This window comes from Geodermatophilus sp. SYSU D00766, from assembly GCF_054049915.1.
The window spans coordinates 1-15,057 of sequence record NZ_JBJGYI010000044.1 but is presented as its reverse complement, the minus strand read 5'-3'; the positions used below and the strand labels follow the sequence as shown (position 1 = coordinate 15,057).

Sequence of the window (15,057 nt, the reverse complement as noted above, 5' to 3'; positions counted from 1 at the left end):
CTCACGAGACCGACGACGGGCGGCCAGGACACCGCTCAGCTCCCGGCCGCGGGTGCCGCCACCGGAGGTGGGCGCGGCTCGGTGCGGGTGAGCAGCACGACGCCGATCACGGCGACCAGTGCGGCCGGGCCCCACACCAGCGCGTGCCCGGGCTCGAGGTGCTCTCCCAGCAGCAGCCGGGCCGCCGGCACCGCGGCCAGCGGGTCGACCACCACCAGGGCCGGCAGGGACCAGGCGAGCGAGCCGCGACCGTAGGCCTGCTGCGCGCCCACCTGGGCGACGACGGAGGCCACGACGGCGCCGTAGGGCTCGGGGCGCAGCAGCGCGGCGGCCGGCCCGTCGGTCGCGAGCACGCCGAGCGCCGCCGAGACCAGCACCGCCGCCACCCCCGCGGCCAGGCCCCCGGTGACACCGCAGGCCAGCGCCGCGGCGCTGCCGGACCCGAGGCGGGCGGTGAGCGCGACGGCCAGCACCGCCACCACGACCGCGGCGACCGACGCCCACGCCGGCGGGGGCCCGGCCGTCGCCCGGCCCGGGCGGGCCGCCACGACGAAGACCACCAGCCCGCCCACGGTGAGCAGCGCACCGGTCCACTCCCGGCGGCTCGGGGACCGCCGGGAGCGCGCCGCCCGCACCGCGAGGGCGGCCACCAGCTCCCCGGCGAGCAGCGGCTGCACCAGCGACACCGGGGCGAGGGCGAGGGCGGCGACCTGGGCGCCGGTCCCGCTCGTGGTGGTCGCCTGGCCCAGCAGCCAGGTGCGCTGGCGCACCATCGCCCGCATCCGCAGCCGCCCGCCGGTCGCGGCCCGGGCCGCCGCCTCGTGCTGCAGCACCGACCCCACCCCGAAGAGCACCGCGGCGAGCAGGGCCAGCAGCGTGCCGGGCAGGTGGTCCCCGATCCCGCGGGCCACGTCGGCTTCCGACACCGGTCCTCCGGGTTCAGACGGGAGGACGGTCCTCGTAGGAGGTGGACAGCACGACGGTGGTGCGGGTGCTGACGTTCGCCGTCGTGCGGATCTCCCGCAGCAGCGCCTCCAGCGCCTCCGGGGAGGCCACCCGCACCTTGAGCAGGTAGCTCTCCACGCCGGCCACCGCGTAGCAGGCCTCGATGGCGTCCAGGTGCACCAGCTTGGCCGGGGCGTCGTCGGCGTGGGCCTGGTCGAGCGGGGTGATGGAGACGAACGCGGTCAGGCCCAGGCCCACCAGCCGGGCGTCGACGGTGGCGCGGTAGCCGGTGATCAGGCCCCGCTGCTCGAGGCGGCGCACCCGCTGGTGCACCGCCGAGACCGACAGCCCCACCCGCGCGGCCAGCTCGGTGTAGCTGGCGCGCCCGTCGCGGGCCAGCATCGCCAGCAGCGCCCGGTCGACGTCGGGCGTGGTGGGGTGCTCCCCGCCGGGGTCAGCCGGGGAGGACGACGAGCGCACGGGGACCCTGGTTGAGGGCGCGCACGCCCTCGTCGGTGCAGACGACGATGTCCTCGATGCGCGCGCCGGCCCGGCCGGCGAGGTAGATGCCCGGCTCGACGGAGAACGCCATGCCCGCCTCCAGCGGCAGGTCGTTGCCGGCGACGATGTAGGGCGCCTCGTGGGTGTCCAGGCCGATGCCGTGCCCGGTGCGGTGGATGAAGTGCTCCCCCCAGCCGGCCGCGGCGATGCGGTCGCGGGCGGCGGCGTCGACCTGCTCGGCGGTGACGCCGGGCCGGACGGCGGCCACGGCGGCCTGCTGGGCGTCCTGCAGCACGGCGTACCACTCGGCGACCTCGGCGCCGGGCTCCTCGCCGACGGCGTAGGTGCGGGTGCAGTCGGAGCGGTAGCCGGTGGCGGTCTCCCCGCCGATGTCGACGACGACGACGTCGCCGGCGCCCACCACCCGGTCGGAGAGCTCGTGGTGCGGGCTCGCGCCGTTGGGCCCGGAGCCGACGATGGTGAAGTCGACGGCGACGTGCCCCTCGGCGAGGATCGCCGCGGCGATGTCGGCGCCCACCTCGGCCTCGGTGCGGCCCACCCGCAGCCACTCCCCCATCCGGGCGTGCACCCGGTCGATGGCCGCACCGGCCGCGGCGAGCTCCTCGACCTCGGCCGGGGTCTTGACCATCCGCAGCCGGTCGAGCACCGGCGTCGCGAGCTCCAGCGCCGAGCCCGGCAGCGCCCGGTGCACGCCGAGGGCGTGCTCGGCCCAGGTGCGCGCACCCACGGCGACCCGGGTGGGCGCGGCGCCCAGCCGGGCGGTGGCCTCGCGGGCGACGACGGCGAAGGGGTCGTCGGTCTCGTCCCAGGCGACCAGGTCCAGGCCGAGGGCGCCGGCCGGGCTCGCGTCGACCATCGGCGCTTCCAGCCGCGGCACCACCAGCAGCGGCTCACCGCTGCGGGGCACCACCAGCGCCGTCAGCCGCTCCATGGCGTGGGCGTGGTAGCCGCACAGGTAGCGCAGGTCCGAGCCCGGGGTGAGGACGACGACGTCGACGCCGAGCTCGGCGGCGACGGCGCGCGCGGCGTGCACCCGGTCGATGCTGACGAGGGCCCCCGTGCTGTCTGCCACGCCCGGACACTAACCCCGCACACCGACGCAGGACACCGGCCCCGGGCACCGGCCGCTCCCGCCGGGGATCCCCCGACCGTTACCGTCCCCGCCCGTGACGACCATGCTGCTCGACGCCGCGAGCCTCTACTTCCGGGCCTTCTACGGCGTGCCGACCAGCGTGACCTCCCCCGACGGGCGCCCGGTCAACGCCGTCCGCGGCTTCCTGGACATGACCGCCCGGCTGCTGACCGCGCACGGCCCCGACCGGCTGGTGGCCTGCTGGGACGACGACTGGCGCCCGGCGTTCCGGGTGGCGGCGCTGCCGTCGTACAAGGCGCACCGGCTGTCCCCCGACGGCGGGGAGGAGACCCCCGACGAGCTCGGCCCCCAGGTGCCGGTGCTCGTGGAGGTCCTGGCCGCCGCCGGCATCGCCCGCGTCGGGGCGCCCGGCTACGAGGCCGACGACGTCATCGGCACGCTGGCCACCCGCGCCCGCGGGCCGGTCGACGTGGTCACCGGCGACCGCGACCTCTTCCAGCTCGTCGACGACGCCCGCGGGGTCCGGGTGCTCTACACCGCCCGCGGGATCACCGACATCGAGGTGGTCGACGAGGCCGCGGTCACCGCGAAGTACGGCATCCCGGGGCGGGCCTACGCCGACTTCGCGGTGCTGCGCGGCGACCCCAGCGACGGGCTGCCCGGGGTGGCCGGTATCGGCGCGAAGACGGCGGCGGCGCTCATCAGCGAGTTCGGCGACCTGGCCGGGATCCGGGCGGCGGCCGCGCGCACCGCCGTCCCCCGCCCGCCGCTGACCGCCGCCGTCCTCAAGCGGCTGCACGCCGGGGCGGAGTACCTCGACGCCGCCCCGGTGGTGGTCGCCGTGGCGCGCGGGATCGACCTGCCGGCGGTGGAGGGGACGCTGCCCCGCCGGCCGGCCGACGCCGCGGCGCTGGCCGGCCTGGCCGAGCGGCACGGCATCGGGTCCTCGCTCGGGCGGCTGGGCGCCGCGCTGGGCTGGCCGGCCGACGCCCTCGACCGAGACGTCCTCGACCGAGACGTCCTCGACCGAGACGTCCTCGACCGAGACGTCCTCGACCGAGACGTCCTCGACCGAGACGTCCTGGACTGAGACGTCCTGGACCGCGCGGACACCGGCCGCAGCTGCCCGTCAGCTCAGGCGACGTCCCAGGTGTAGGCGGCGGAGTCCGCGTCGGTGATCGCGACCCGGATGGTGACGTCCTCGCCGTCCTCGGTGGTGCCCGCGCACTCGTAGGTGGCGCCGTCCTCCACCACCATCTCCTGGTCGCAGGAGACCTCGATGCCGACGCCGAAGGTCTCCTCGAACTGCTCGGCGATGTCGCTCTCGGCGCGGCCGGCGTCGAGGACGTCCTGGCCGAGTGCCAGCGCCAGGACGATCGCGACCGCGATGACCACCAGTGCCAGCGCCGTCCCGATGAGGGGGCCGGTCCGCGACTTCTTCGGCTGCTGCCCGTAGCCGCCCGGCTGGCCGTACTGCCCGGGCTGGCCGTACTGCCCGAACTGCCCCGGCTGCTGCCCGTACTGCCCCGGCTGGCCGTACTGGCCCGGCTGCGGGTACTGCCCGGGCTGCTGCCCGTACTGGCCCGGCTGCGCGTACTGGCCCGGCTGCTGCCCGTACTGCCCGGGCTGGCCGTACTGCCCACCCGGCTGGCCGTACTGGCCGGGCTGCGGGTAGCCGGGCTGCTGCCCGCCGTACTGCCCCGGCTGCCCGTACTGCCCCGGCTGGCCACCCTGCGGGGGGTTGGTCATCGTCGCTCCTGCTCGTTCCGTCGACCCGGACGGGTCCTCCGATGACACTGCGTCACCGGAGCGGGGGGATTGTGCACCACCCGGCGGCGCGTCCGGCCGCTCCGCGCCGCGGCCGTCCGACCCGGGTCAGCCGCTGACGGCGACCGCGACCACGCCGCGGCGGATGCGGCCCACCGCCGCCCGCGCCACCCCGGCCACCGACTCGTCGGCCACCTTGGCCAGCTGGTCGAGGACGTCGACGAGCTGGCGCGCCCACCGCACGAAGTCGCCGCCGGAGAGCTCGGTGCCGGCCTGCTCGGCGCCGGCGAGCACCCGGTCGAGGGTCTGCCCGTCGGTCCACCGGTAGGCGGCCCAGGCGAACCCGAGGTCGAGGTCGCGGGTCGCCGGCAGGCCCCGGTCGAGCTCGACGTCCTGCAGCCGCGAGCGGATCCGGCGCATCTCACCGATCGCGCCGGCGACCCGCCCGGCCGGGACGGCCGGCTGCCCGGGGGTCTCCCGCCGGGCCTCGAACACCAGCGTGGAGACGGCGGCGGCGAGCTCGGCGGGGCCCAGCCCGCGCCACGCGCCCGCGCGCAGGCACTCGGCGACGAGCAGGTCGCCCTCCGACCAGATGCGGGCCAGCCGGCGGCCCTCCTCGGTGACCCGCGGGACGTCGTCGACGGGGGTGGGCTCCGCGGTGTCGGCCGGCACCAGCGGCGCGGCCTCGGGCACCAGGTAGCCCAGCTCCTCGAGGACGTCGCAGGTGCGGTCGAACTGCCGGGTCAGCGACCCGGTGCGCTCGGCCATCTTCCGGTGGGTGGCCTCGGCGTCGGCGACCGCGCGCAGGTACCGCTCGGCGAACCGGACCCGCTCCTCCCGGTCGGGCAGCGCGTGCACCGGGTGGGAACGCACCGCCCGGCGCAGGTCGGCCAGCACCGGGTCGTCGGCGGCGGCCGAGCGGTTCTTGACCCGCCGGGCGCCGAGGTCGTTCTCCACGCGGGCGGTGCGCAGTGTGGCGGCCAGGTCGCGGCGGGCGTGCGGGCTGCGGTGGTTGAAGTTCTTCGGCACCCGCACCCGGGCCAGCGCGCTCACCGGCGTCGGGAAGTCCACGCTGCCCAGCCGGCCGGCCCACTTGTCCTCGGTGAGCACCAGCGGCCGGGGGTCGGCCAGGTCGGTGATGCCCGGGTCGAGCACGACCGCCAGCCCCTGCCGGCGGCCGGAGGGCACCCGGATGACGTCACCGGGGCGCAGCGCGGCCAGCGCGTCGGCGGCCTCGATGCGGCGCTTGGCGGCCGAGTCGCGCGAGAGCTCCTTCTCCCGGTCGGCGATCTCGCGGCGCAGCCGGGCGTAGGCGAGCACGTCCCCGCCCTCGGTGGCCATTTCCGCGGCGAACCGCTCGGCGTCGCGCTCGGACCGCGCGGCCTGCCGGGCCAGCCCCACCACCGACCGGTCGGCCTGGAACTGGGCGAAGGAGGAGGCCAGCAGCTCGCGGGCGCGGGCCCGGCCGAAGGAGCCGACCAGGTTGACCGCCATGTTGTAGCTGGGCCGGAAGCTCGAGCGCAGTGGGTAGGTGCGGGTGCTGGCCAGCCCGGCGACGACCGAGGGGTCCATCCCCGGCGCCCACACGACGACGGCGTGCCCCTCGACGTCGATGCCGCGCCTCCCGGCCCGCCCGGTGAGCTGGGTGTACTCCCCCGGGGTCACGTCGACGTGCGCCTCGCCGTTCCACTTCACCAGCCGCTCGAGCACCACCGTGCGGGCGGGCATGTTGATGCCCAGCGCGAGGGTCTCGGTGGCGAACACGGCCTTGACCAGGCCGCGGACGAAGCACTCCTCCACCGTCTCCTTGAACGCCGGCACCAGCCCGGCGTGGTGGGCGGCGATCCCGGCCAGCAGCCCCTCGCGCCACTCCCAGAAGCCGAGCACGTGCAGGTCCTCGTCGGGCAGGCCGTCGGTGCGCTCGTCGACGATGCGGGCGATCTCGGCCCGCTCGGCCTCGTCGGTGAGCCGCAGCCCGGACTGCAGGCACTGGGCGACGGCGGCGTCGCAGCCGTTGCGGCTGAAGATGAAGGTGATCGCCGGCAGCAGCCCGGCGCGGTCGAGGCGCTCGACGACCTCCGAGCGCGCCGGCGGGCGGTGGCGGGGCCGGTGCCAGTCGCGGTCGCGGCGGGACCCGCCGTTGCCGCCGCCCCAGGTGTCCAGCCGGCGCTCGTGCTCGCGGACGTAGCGCACCAGCTCGGGATCGACGACGCTGGCGCCGCGGTCGCGGGTCGACTGCTGGCGCGGGTCCTGGCCCTGCTCGGCGGCGTGTGCGGCCGGGCGCAGGCTGAACAGGTCGAACACCCGGCTGCCGACGAGCATGTGCTGCCACAGCGGGATGGGCCGCACCTCGCTGACGACGACCCTCGTGTGGCCGCGCACGGTGACCAGCCAGTCGGCGAACTCCTCGGCGTTGCTCACCGTGGCCGACAGCGACACCAGGGTCACCGACTGCGGGAGGTGGATGATCACCTCCTCCCACACCGCGCCGCGGAAGCGGTCGGCGAGGTAGTGCACCTCGTCCATGACCACGTAGCCGAGGCCGTCGATCGCCGGCGACTCCGCGTAGAGCATGTTGCGCAGCACCTCGGTGGTCATCACCACCACCGGCGCGTTGCCGTTGATCGCGTTGTCCCCGGTGAGCAGCCCGACCCGCTCCTCGCCGTAGCGGTCGACGAGGTCGTTGTACTTCTGGTTGGACAGCGCCTTGATCGGCGTCGTGTAGAACGCCTTGCGCCCCTCGGCCAGCGCCTTGTGCACCGCGAACTCGCCGACGACGGTCTTGCCGGCTCCGGTGGGCGCGCAGACCAGCACGCCGGCGCCCTGGTCGAGCGCCTCGCAGGCCTCCACCTGGAACGGGTCGAGGGAGAACCCGAGCTCGGCGGTGAAGTCGGCGAGGGTCGGGTGCGCGCTGCGCCGCCGGGCAGCCGCGTACCGCTCGGCGGGGCTGGACATGCTCTCCACGTTAGGCGCTCCCCTGCCGGGCCGCCGGGCCGGTCGGCCGTGTACGTAAGTTGGGGATAACGGTCAACCAGTGACGGGCCGGACCCGCGTCCTCCCGCACCCCCGGGCGTCCTCCCGCACCTCCCACCGTGCGGGAGGACCCGCCACGATCAGGTCACCTGATCGTGGCCCCCGCGACCCTGGCCGCCCCCACGGCCGCTGCCGGCCACCGTCAGCGCGCCGGGCACCGCCTCGGCCACCAGCGGCAGCGCGGCCACCGGCTCCCCGTCGGCGTAGCCGGTCAGCCCGGCCCCGGCCAGCTCCACCCGGGCGGCGCGGTGCACGCTCACCGCCGGGTGCCCGACGTGGGTGCCCGCGGTCAGCCGCGGGCGGGTGCGCACCAGCTCCCGGCGCGACACCGGGCCGACCACGGTCACGTCGAGCAGCCCGTCGGCGGGGTCGGCGGCCGGGCAGACCCGCATCCCCCCGCCGTACCAGGCGGTGTTGCCGACGGCGACCAGCGTCACCGGCACCGTCCGCGCCGCCCCGTCGAGTGTGAGCACCACCTCCCGCGGCCGCAGCCGGGCCAGCTCGGCGAGGATCGCGACGTCGTAGCGGCGCGGACCCCGCGGCCAGCGCAGCCGGTTCGCCCGGTCGGTCACCGCGGAGTCGAACCCGCAGCACAGCACCGTGGCCCACCAGCGCCCGCCGGCCCGCCCGGCGTCCACCGTGCGCAGGGCCCCGGCGCGCAGGTCGGCGGCGGCCGCGGCCGCGGCGGCCACCGGCTCCGGCGGGACGCCCAGGGCGAGGGCGAGGTCGTTGCCGGTGCCGGCCGGGACGACCGCCAGCGGCGTGCCCGTCCCGGCCACCGCCTGCAGCGCGGCGTGCGCGGCGCCGTCCCCGCCCACGGCCACCACCGCGCCGGTGCCCGCGGCGACGGCGTCGGCGGCGGCCCGCTCCGCCTCCTCCCGGCCGGCGGCGGCCAGCACCCGCGGCACCAGCCCGGCGCGGCGCAGGGTGGCCAGGACGGCGGTCGAGACCACCCGGGCCCGGCCGCGCCCGGCGGCCGGGCTGACCAGGACGGCGACCTCCATACCGCTGCCCACCCCCTCTCCGACCGGCCGCCGGGCGCCGTGTGACACGTTCGTGCGTCATTGCCACCGACGGTGCCCGCGCGGCTGTGACACCGGCCGGTGCAGGTGCATGATGACGCGGCGTTCGTCTCACCCCGCAACCGATCCCGACCTCACCGACCGACCTCCCCGCCGGATCCGGGTGAGCCCATCCTGGAGGAGTCATGCAGGTCGTCATCGCCGGTGCCGGCATCTCCGGACTCACCACCGCCCTCGCCCTCGCCCGGCAGGGGCACGAGGTCCGGCTCGTCGACCGCGACCCCGCGCCGCGCCCGGGCGACGTCGCGGGCGTGGAGGACTGGCAGCGGCGCGGTGTCGCCCAGTTCCACCAGCCGCACGCGCTGCTGGCCCGGCTGTACTCGGAGCTGGCCGCGGCGCTGCCCGACGTCCTCGAGGCGCTGCTGGACCGCGGGGCCCGCCCGGTGGCCCTCCCCGACGACCTGACCGCCCTGTGGTGCCGCCGCAGCACGCTGGAGTGGGTGCTGCGCACCGCGGTGGAGACCGAGCCGGGGGTGACGCGGGTCGAGGCCGCCGTCAGCGAGGTCGCCGTCGACGGGGACCGGGTGGCCGGGGTGCGGCTCGCCGACGGCACGCTGCTGCCCGCCGACCTCGTCGTCGACGCCACCGGCCGGCGCGGGCGGCTCTCCCGCCCGTGGCTGCGCGAGGAGGTCGACGTCCCCGCCGACGAGGTGTACGTCTCCCGCCGCTACCGGCTGCGGCCCGGCGCCGCGTTCGGCACCGTCAACCGCAACGTCATCTCGGTGGCCGAGGGCGACGGCTACACGCTGCTGGTCTTCCCCCACGACGCCGGCACCTTCACCGTCTGCTTCACCCGCCTGCCCGACGACCCCGAGCTGGACCCGCTGCGCGAGCAGGCGGCCTTCGAGGCGGCCACGCAGGTGGTGCCCCTGGCCGCCGAGTGGACCGACCCCGAGCGGGCCGAGCCGGTCTCCCCGGTCATGGTCATGAGCGGCCTGCGCAGCACCTTCCGCACCCTCGACGACGCCGCGCCGCTGGGGCTGCACCCGCTCGCCGACGCCGTCTGCACCACCAACCCCCACTTCGGCCGCGGCTCGGCGCTTGCCATCACGCACGCGCTGCGGCTGGCCGCCGCGGTGGCCGCCGCCCCCGACGACGCCCGCGCGTGGCGGGCGCAGGTCGACGCCTGGGTCGACGGCGAGCTGCGCGCGTGGTTCGACGACGCCCGGATGACCGACGTCGCCCGCGCCCAGGCCTGGCGCAACGTGCGCGACGGCCGCCCGCCGATGACCGGCCCGCCGGCCGGCGCCGGGCCCGACCGCGCCGCGCCCGTCCCCCACTTCCTCGTCCTCGCCGCCGCCGGCGCCGACCCGGTGGTGGCCCGCGCGGTGCTGCGGCACTTCCACCTGGTCGACCCGCCGGCGGCGCTGGACGCGGTGCGCCCCCGGGTCGCGGAGATGCTCGCCCAGGGCTGGCTGCCCGGCCGCCCGCCGCCGCAGGCCGGGCGCCCCCGCGACAGCGCGGTCACCGCCGACGACGGCGGGCCGTTCCGCCCGGGGCCGCCCCGGCAGTCGCCCGACGAGCGGCCCGCCGGCGGCCCGCCGCCGGGAGCACCGGTGGGCCCGCCGCGGCGGCGGCTGGTGGAGGCGCTGGCGGCCTGGGCGCCGGACGCCGCCGTCCGCTGACACGGCTGGCACGGCACCCCGGGACCGGCACGGACGAGGGCCCGCCGCTCGGAGCGGCGGGCCCTCGTTCGTCCGTGTGCGGGTGCGGGGTGCTCAGCGGGAGCGGGCGCCGGGGCCGTCGGCCGGGGCGGCGTCGCCGGCCAGCAGCTGCTCCGGCAGGGTGGGCGCCGCGTCCAGCGGGGAGGCCTCGTCGTCGGACAGGCCGTGGAAGTGCTCGATCGCCTCGCGCCGGGCCCGCCGCTTGTCCACGACGCGGGCGACCTGGATGGCCAGCTCGAACAGCACCACCATCGGCAGCGCCATGGCCAGCATGGTGAACGGGTCCTGGGTGGGCGTGACGAACGCGGCGAAGACGATGGTCAGGAAGAAGATCCACCGCCGGCTCTTCGCCAGCGCCGCGTGCGACAGCACCCCGACCAGGTTGAGCGCGACGGCGATCAGCGGCAGCTCGAAGCTCAGCCCGAAGGCGACCAGCAGGCTGATGACGAAGCCCAGGTAGTCCGGGGCGGTCAGCTGGAAGGCCACCTCGTCACCGGCGAGCTGCAGCAGCAGCTCCAGGCCCTTGTACAGCGTGATGTAGGCCAGCACCGCGCCCAGGGCGAACAGCAGCGTGGAGACGGCGACGAAGGTGACCGCGTAGCGCTTCTCGTTGCGCTTGAGGCCCGGGGTGATGAACGCCCACAGCTGCCACAGCCAGAACGGGCTCGACAGCACCGCCCCGGCGATCAGGCCGATCTTCAGCCGCAGCAGCACGCCGCCGAAGACGTCGAGGACCACCAGCCGGCAGTTCTCCTCGCCCTGGAAGCGCAGCTCGGCCGGCAGCGAGCAGTAGGGCTCGCTGAGGAAGGTCAGCAGCCCGTGGTCGTACCAGAGGAACCCGGCGATGGTGCCCAGCGCCAGCGCCAGCAGCGCCTTGGCGACGCGGTTGCGCAGCTCGGTGAGGTGGGCGACGAGCGTCATCGTCGCCTCGGGGTCCCGCGGCCGCCGCCGGCGACGCCGCAGGGACGGACCGCTCACGCCGCTGCCCCGCGGGCGGTCAGCGGGCGTCGGCGGCGCCGGGCTGGGCGGCGCGCGCCCGCAGCTCGGCCGCGCGCGCCTCCGCGGCGGCCGCCTCGGCCTCCAGCTGCGCCCGCCGGTCGCGGTCGGCGGCGTCGAGCGGGACCGGCGACGAGGTGAACGACGACGAGGTGAACGACGACAGGGGCGCCGGGGACGCCGCGGCGGGGCGGGCGTCGTCGTCCTTCATGCCCTTCATCTCGCCCTTGAAGATGCGCAGCGAGCGGCCCAGCGAACGGGAGGCGTCGGGCAGCTTCTTGTAGCCGAACAGCAGCAGGACGGCCAGGATGATCAGGCCGATCTCCAGCGGGCCGAGGTTCATGCGTCCTCCAGGTCGAGTGGACGAGGGCGATGCTACGCCCGGCGGTCTCCGTTCCCGAGGTTCGCGGCGGCCGGCCGCCGCAGGTCAGCGGGTGCCGGCGCCCGGGTCACCGGCCTGCAGCCGCGCCGCCCGCGCGGCGGTGGCCTGGGCCTGCTCCAGCACCGGCCGCACGTCCTGCTCGGCGGCGGCCAGCTCGCGGGCCAGCCGGCGGCCGGCCCCGAGCACGCCGAAGGCGATCGCGCCGAGCACGACCAGCGACAGCACGACGACGGCGATCCAGACCACCCACAGCAGCACGGCGCCGACCCTAGGCCCCGGCGTCCCCCAGCCCGTAGCGGGCCAGCGCGGCGCGGGCGTCGGCGGCCACGGCCGCGGCCAGCTCGGCCGGCTCGTCGACGGCGGCGCCCCCGCCGAGGGAGGACACCAGCCGCCGCGCCCAGGCCAGGTCGGCGGTGCGCAGGGCGACGGCCAGGCCGCCGGGCGGGTCGTCGACCTCGCGGACGTCCTCGACCGGGTAGTACTCGGCGACCCACCGGGCGGTGCGGGCCAACCGCAGCCGCACCACCGGCGCGTCCGGCGGCGGCTGGTACACCCCCGAGGCGATGTCACGCGGTGCGGCCTGCGGCGGCGGGGCGGCCGGCTCGTCGAGCACCTCGACGTCGTCGATGCGGTCGAGGCGGAACAGCCGCACCCCGGCCACCTCCCGCGACCAGGCCTCCAGGTACCAGCGCCCGTCGACCAGGTGCAGCCGCATCGGGTCGACGGTGCGCTCGGTGCGCTCGTCGCGGGTGGGCACGTAGTAGTGCAGGTGCAGCGCCCGGCCGCGCTCGAGGCCCTCCCGGACCACCGCGAGGGCCTGCTCGCGGGCGTCGACGCTCAGCGCCACCGGGGTCACCCGCTCGGCGGCGTGCCCGGCGGCGGCCGACACCTTGGCCAGCGCACGGCTGACCGCGTCCTGCTCGGCCAGGCCCGGCAGGTCCAGCAGCGTGCGCAGCGCGACCACCAGCGCGACGGCCTCGTCGGTGGTCAGCCGCAGCGGGCGCACCATGCCGGCGGTGAAGGTGACCCGCACCCGGTCGCCCTCGAAGGACAGGTCGATGAGGTCGCCGGGGCCGTAGCCGGGCAGGCCGCACATCCACAGCAGCTCCAGGTCGCGCCGCAGCTGCCGCTCGGGGACGCCGAAGTCGCGGGCCACCTCCGAAAGCGGCACACCCTCCGGCCGCGCGGTGAGGTAGGGCACCAGCGACAGCAGCCGGGTCATCCGCTCGGTGGTCGCCGGGGTGCTCACGCGTGCTCCCCCGAGGCCGCCAGCCGCGTGAGCCGCTCGACCACCGCCGCGCGCACCTCCGCCGGCGCCTCCACCACGACGTCGGGACCGTAGGCGGCCAGCTGGTCGGCCAGCCGCCACGGCTCGGTGGTGCGCAGCTGCAGCCGGTCCTCCCCGTCCTCCCCGGCGCCCAGCGGCTGCGCCCCGCGGCGCAGCCCGACCGCGGTGCCCGGGCGGGCGCGCACGACCACCACGTGCTCCTCTCCCCCGCCGGAGCGGTCGGCCTGCCGGGCCACCACCGCGGCCAGGTCGAGGTCGGCCGGCGGCTCGAACGCGTTCTCCGGCCCCACCGCCCTCGGCGTGCCGACCACCCGGGACAGCCGGAACACCCGCGGCGCCTGCCGGTCGAGGTCCTGGCCCACCAGGTACCAGCGGCCGTGCCAGGCCACCACCCCCCACGGCTGCACCCGGCGCCGGGCGGGGGCGGCCTCGTCGGGACGGCGGTAGTCGAACTGCAGCACCCGGCGGTCGCGGGCGGCGGCGTAGGCCGGCTCGAACGCCGGCTCGTCGGAGTCCAGCCGCGGCTGGATGGGCAGCGCCCGGCCGGGGTCGACGTCGAGGCCGGCCGCGCGCAGCTTCACCAGCGCGCTGTGCGCTGCCCCGGCCAGCTGCGCGGACTCCCACAGCCGCAGCGCCAGGCCGACGGCGGCGGCCTCCTCGCCGGTGAGGGTGATCTCGGGCAGCTCGTAGTCGGCGCGGGCGATGCGGTAGCCGTCCTCGGTGTCGAAGACGCTGGTGCGCCCGGTCTCCAGCGGCACGCCCATCTCGCGCAGCTCGGCCTTGTCGCGCTCGAACATGCGCTTGAACGCCTCGTCGGCGCGCGCGGTGCCGTCGTCGGGCTCGTAGCCGGGGACGGTGGCGCGGATGCGGGCCGCGGTCACGTACTGGCGGGTGCCGAGCAGCGCGATGACCAGGTTGACCAGCCGCTCCGCCCGCTTCGCCGACACGGGCCCAGGCTAGTCAGACCGCGCCGATCGCACCCGGTCCGGTCCGCGCCCGCCCGGGACGCTCGTTAGCGTGTCCGCGTGGGGGACGAGACGACCGTGCCGGGCAGCGTCCAGGGCAGTGTCCAGGGCAACGGGCAGCGCATCCGCTGGCGACGCGGGCGGGTGACGGCGACCGGGCGCAGCTGGCGCGACGCGGTGGAGCTGACCGTGGAGGTACCCGGCGACGGCGAGGTGCGGTCCCTGGCGCACCCGTCGCTGGTCGGCGTCCCCGAGGTCGGCGACGAGGTGCTGCTCAACACCACCGCCTGGGCGCAGCGGCTGGGCACCGGCGGGTACGCGCTCGTCGTCGCCGTCCCCGACCGGCTGCCACCGGACCCCTCCGGCCCCGGGCACCTGGTCAAGGCGCGGTACACGCCGATGCAGGTCAGCGTGCGGGGCGTCGACGAGCAGGACACCGAGCACCACGCCGCGATCGCCGAGGCCGAGGACCTCGGCGGCATGCCGGTCGTCGTCGCCGACCTGCACTCCGCGCTGCCGGCCGCGCTGATCGGGGTGTTCGCCACCGACCCCGACCTCAGGGTCGCCTACGTGATGACCGACGGCGGGGCGCTGGTCGCCGGGTTCTCCCGCACGCTGCACACGCTGGCGCCGTCGCTGACCGGGGTGGTCACCGTCGGGCAGGCCTTCGGCGGGGACCTCGAGGCGGTCACCCTGCACACCGGCCTGCTGGCCGCGCGGCACGTGCTCGGCGCCGACGTCGCCGTCGTCACCCAGGGGCCGGGCAACCTGGGCACCGGCACGCCGTGGGGCTTCTCCGGGGTCGCCGCCGGCGAGGCGTGCAACGCCGTCAGCGTGCTCGGCGGGGAGCCGATCGGGGCGCTGCGGATCTCCGACGCCGACCCGCGCCCCCGCCACCGCGGGGTGTCGCACCACTCGCTGACCGCCTTCGGCCGGGTGGCGCTGGCCGGGGTGACGCTGGTCGCCCCGCGCGGGCTGGGCTCGGAGCTCGGGCAGCAGGTCGAGGAGGACCTCGCTGGGCAGCCCGAGCGCAACCGGGTGGTGTGGGTCGACGTCGACGGGCTCGACGAGGCGCTGCAGCTGTCGCCGGTGACGCTGTCGACCATGGGCCGCGGCTGGCCGGAGGAGCGCGCCTACTTCCTCGCGGCCGCCGCGGCCGGCCGCTACGCCGCCCTGCGGGTGCCGCTGCCCGACTGACCCGCCCGAGGCCGTGGGCGGGCGCGGCGGGGCCCGGGTCCCCTGCTGGCGCTGTGGTTGACGACCACCACGTCGAAGCTCTTTAACTGGTCCTTTCAAACCACAGTGCGCTTGTCCTGGTAG

Annotated in this window: 14 protein-coding genes; 3 read left to right on the top strand and 11 right to left on the bottom strand. The window is 77.0% G+C overall.

Annotated elements, in window-relative coordinates; genetic code table 11:
- Positions 1-35: 35 nt before the first annotated feature.
- Genes ACI8AD_RS21895 through ACI8AD_RS21885 form a run of 3 tightly spaced genes read right to left on the bottom strand, consistent with a single transcriptional unit; the run spans position 36 to position 2,539 of the window.
- The gene (locus tag ACI8AD_RS21895; protein WP_456872642.1) at positions 36-926 is read right to left on the bottom strand and encodes a DMT family transporter; all 891 of its coding nucleotides are present in this window, start codon (positions 924-926) and stop codon (positions 36-38) included.
- A gap of 13 nt (positions 927-939) precedes the next feature.
- The gene (locus ACI8AD_RS21890; protein WP_456872641.1) at positions 940-1,425 is read right to left on the bottom strand and encodes an Lrp/AsnC family transcriptional regulator; all 486 of its coding nucleotides are present in this window, start codon (positions 1,423-1,425) and stop codon (positions 940-942) included.
- Positions 1,400-2,539: a M24 family metallopeptidase gene (locus ACI8AD_RS21885; protein WP_456872640.1), complete on the bottom strand. Its 1,140-nt coding sequence runs from the start codon at positions 2,537-2,539 to the stop codon at positions 1,400-1,402. The genes ACI8AD_RS21890 and ACI8AD_RS21885 overlap by 26 nt, the downstream gene beginning before the upstream one ends.
- Positions 2,540-2,642: 103 nt before the next feature.
- Between ACI8AD_RS21885 and ACI8AD_RS21880 the strand changes: the two genes are divergently transcribed.
- Positions 2,643-3,650 (top strand): 5'-3' exonuclease, encoded by a 1,008-nt coding sequence (locus ACI8AD_RS21880; protein WP_456872662.1) that lies wholly within the window; start codon positions 2,643-2,645, stop codon positions 3,648-3,650.
- 44 nt (positions 3,651-3,694) lie between these two features.
- Here the strand turns inward: ACI8AD_RS21880 and ACI8AD_RS21875 are convergent, their stop codons facing one another.
- The 3 genes from ACI8AD_RS21875 to ACI8AD_RS21865 all read right to left on the bottom strand — a co-directional run bounded on the left by ACI8AD_RS21875 (position 3,695) and on the right by ACI8AD_RS21865 (position 8,376).
- Positions 3,695-4,309: a DUF4333 domain-containing protein gene (locus ACI8AD_RS21875; RefSeq protein ID WP_456872639.1), complete on the bottom strand. Its 615-nt coding sequence runs from the start codon at positions 4,307-4,309 to the stop codon at positions 3,695-3,697.
- Between the two features lie 126 nt (positions 4,310-4,435).
- Complete coding sequence (locus ACI8AD_RS21870) at positions 4,436-7,282, bottom strand: DEAD/DEAH box helicase (protein WP_456872638.1); 2,847 nt, start codon at positions 7,280-7,282, stop codon at positions 4,436-4,438.
- A gap of 158 nt (positions 7,283-7,440) precedes the next feature.
- Positions 7,441-8,376, bottom strand: a complete 936-nt coding sequence (locus tag ACI8AD_RS21865) for a diacylglycerol kinase family protein (protein ID WP_456872637.1) — start codon at positions 8,374-8,376, stop codon at positions 7,441-7,443.
- Between the two features lie 191 nt (positions 8,377-8,567).
- Between ACI8AD_RS21865 and ACI8AD_RS21860 the strand changes: the two genes are divergently transcribed.
- Positions 8,568-10,067 carry an FAD-dependent oxidoreductase gene (locus ACI8AD_RS21860; RefSeq protein ID WP_456872636.1) on the top strand — a complete coding sequence of 500 codons (1,500 nt, stop codon included), beginning with the start codon at positions 8,568-8,570 and terminating at the stop codon, positions 10,065-10,067.
- Positions 10,068-10,160: 93 nt separating this feature from the next.
- On the opposite strand, the gene tatC is transcribed toward ACI8AD_RS21860, so the two are convergent.
- The 5 genes from tatC to ACI8AD_RS21835 form a co-directional block, all read right to left on the bottom strand.
- Positions 10,161-11,084, bottom strand: coding sequence for a twin-arginine translocase subunit TatC (tatC, locus tag ACI8AD_RS21855; RefSeq protein WP_456872635.1), 924 nt, complete (start codon positions 11,082-11,084; stop codon positions 10,161-10,163).
- Between the two features lie 19 nt (positions 11,085-11,103).
- Entirely contained in the window at positions 11,104-11,445 is a 342-nt protein-coding gene (tatA, locus tag ACI8AD_RS21850) for a Sec-independent protein translocase subunit TatA (protein ID WP_456872634.1), read from the bottom strand.
- Positions 11,446-11,529: 84 nt separating this feature from the next.
- The gene (locus tag ACI8AD_RS21845; protein ID WP_456872633.1) at positions 11,530-11,742 is read right to left on the bottom strand and encodes a hypothetical protein; all 213 of its coding nucleotides are present in this window, start codon (positions 11,740-11,742) and stop codon (positions 11,530-11,532) included.
- A 10-nt stretch (positions 11,743-11,752) separates the two neighbouring features.
- Positions 11,753-12,733, bottom strand: a complete 981-nt coding sequence (locus ACI8AD_RS21840; protein WP_456872632.1) for a helix-turn-helix transcriptional regulator — start codon at positions 12,731-12,733, stop codon at positions 11,753-11,755.
- On the bottom strand, positions 12,730-13,719 hold the full coding sequence (locus tag ACI8AD_RS21835) for a helix-turn-helix transcriptional regulator (protein WP_456872631.1): 990 nt from the start codon (positions 13,717-13,719) through the stop codon (positions 12,730-12,732). Before ACI8AD_RS21835 ends, ACI8AD_RS21840 begins: the two co-directional genes overlap by 4 nt.
- A gap of 78 nt (positions 13,720-13,797) precedes the next feature.
- Here ACI8AD_RS21835 and ACI8AD_RS21830 point away from each other — a divergent pair, with 78 nt between their 5' ends.
- The gene (locus ACI8AD_RS21830) at positions 13,798-14,934 is read left to right on the top strand and encodes a DUF3866 family protein (protein WP_456872630.1); all 1,137 of its coding nucleotides are present in this window, start codon (positions 13,798-13,800) and stop codon (positions 14,932-14,934) included.
- Positions 14,935-15,057: the final 123 nt, after the last annotated feature.

Bases quoted from the DNA above. Each gene is read 5' to 3' on its own strand.
- ACI8AD_RS21875 (WP_456872639.1), bottom strand. From the start codon at position 4,309: ATGACCAACCCCCCGCAGGGTGGCCAGCCGGGGCAGTACGGGCAGCCG.
- ACI8AD_RS21860 (WP_456872636.1), top strand. From the start codon at position 8,568: ATGCAGGTCGTCATCGCCGGTGCCGGCATCTCCGGACTCACCACCGCC.
- tatA (WP_456872634.1), bottom strand. From the start codon at position 11,445: ATGAACCTCGGCCCGCTGGAGATCGGCCTGATCATCCTGGCCGTCCTG.
- ACI8AD_RS21870 (WP_456872638.1), bottom strand. From the start codon at position 7,282: ATGTCCAGCCCCGCCGAGCGGTACGCGGCTGCCCGGCGGCGCAGCGCG.
- ACI8AD_RS21880 (WP_456872662.1), top strand. From the start codon at position 2,643: ATGCTGCTCGACGCCGCGAGCCTCTACTTCCGGGCCTTCTACGGCGTG.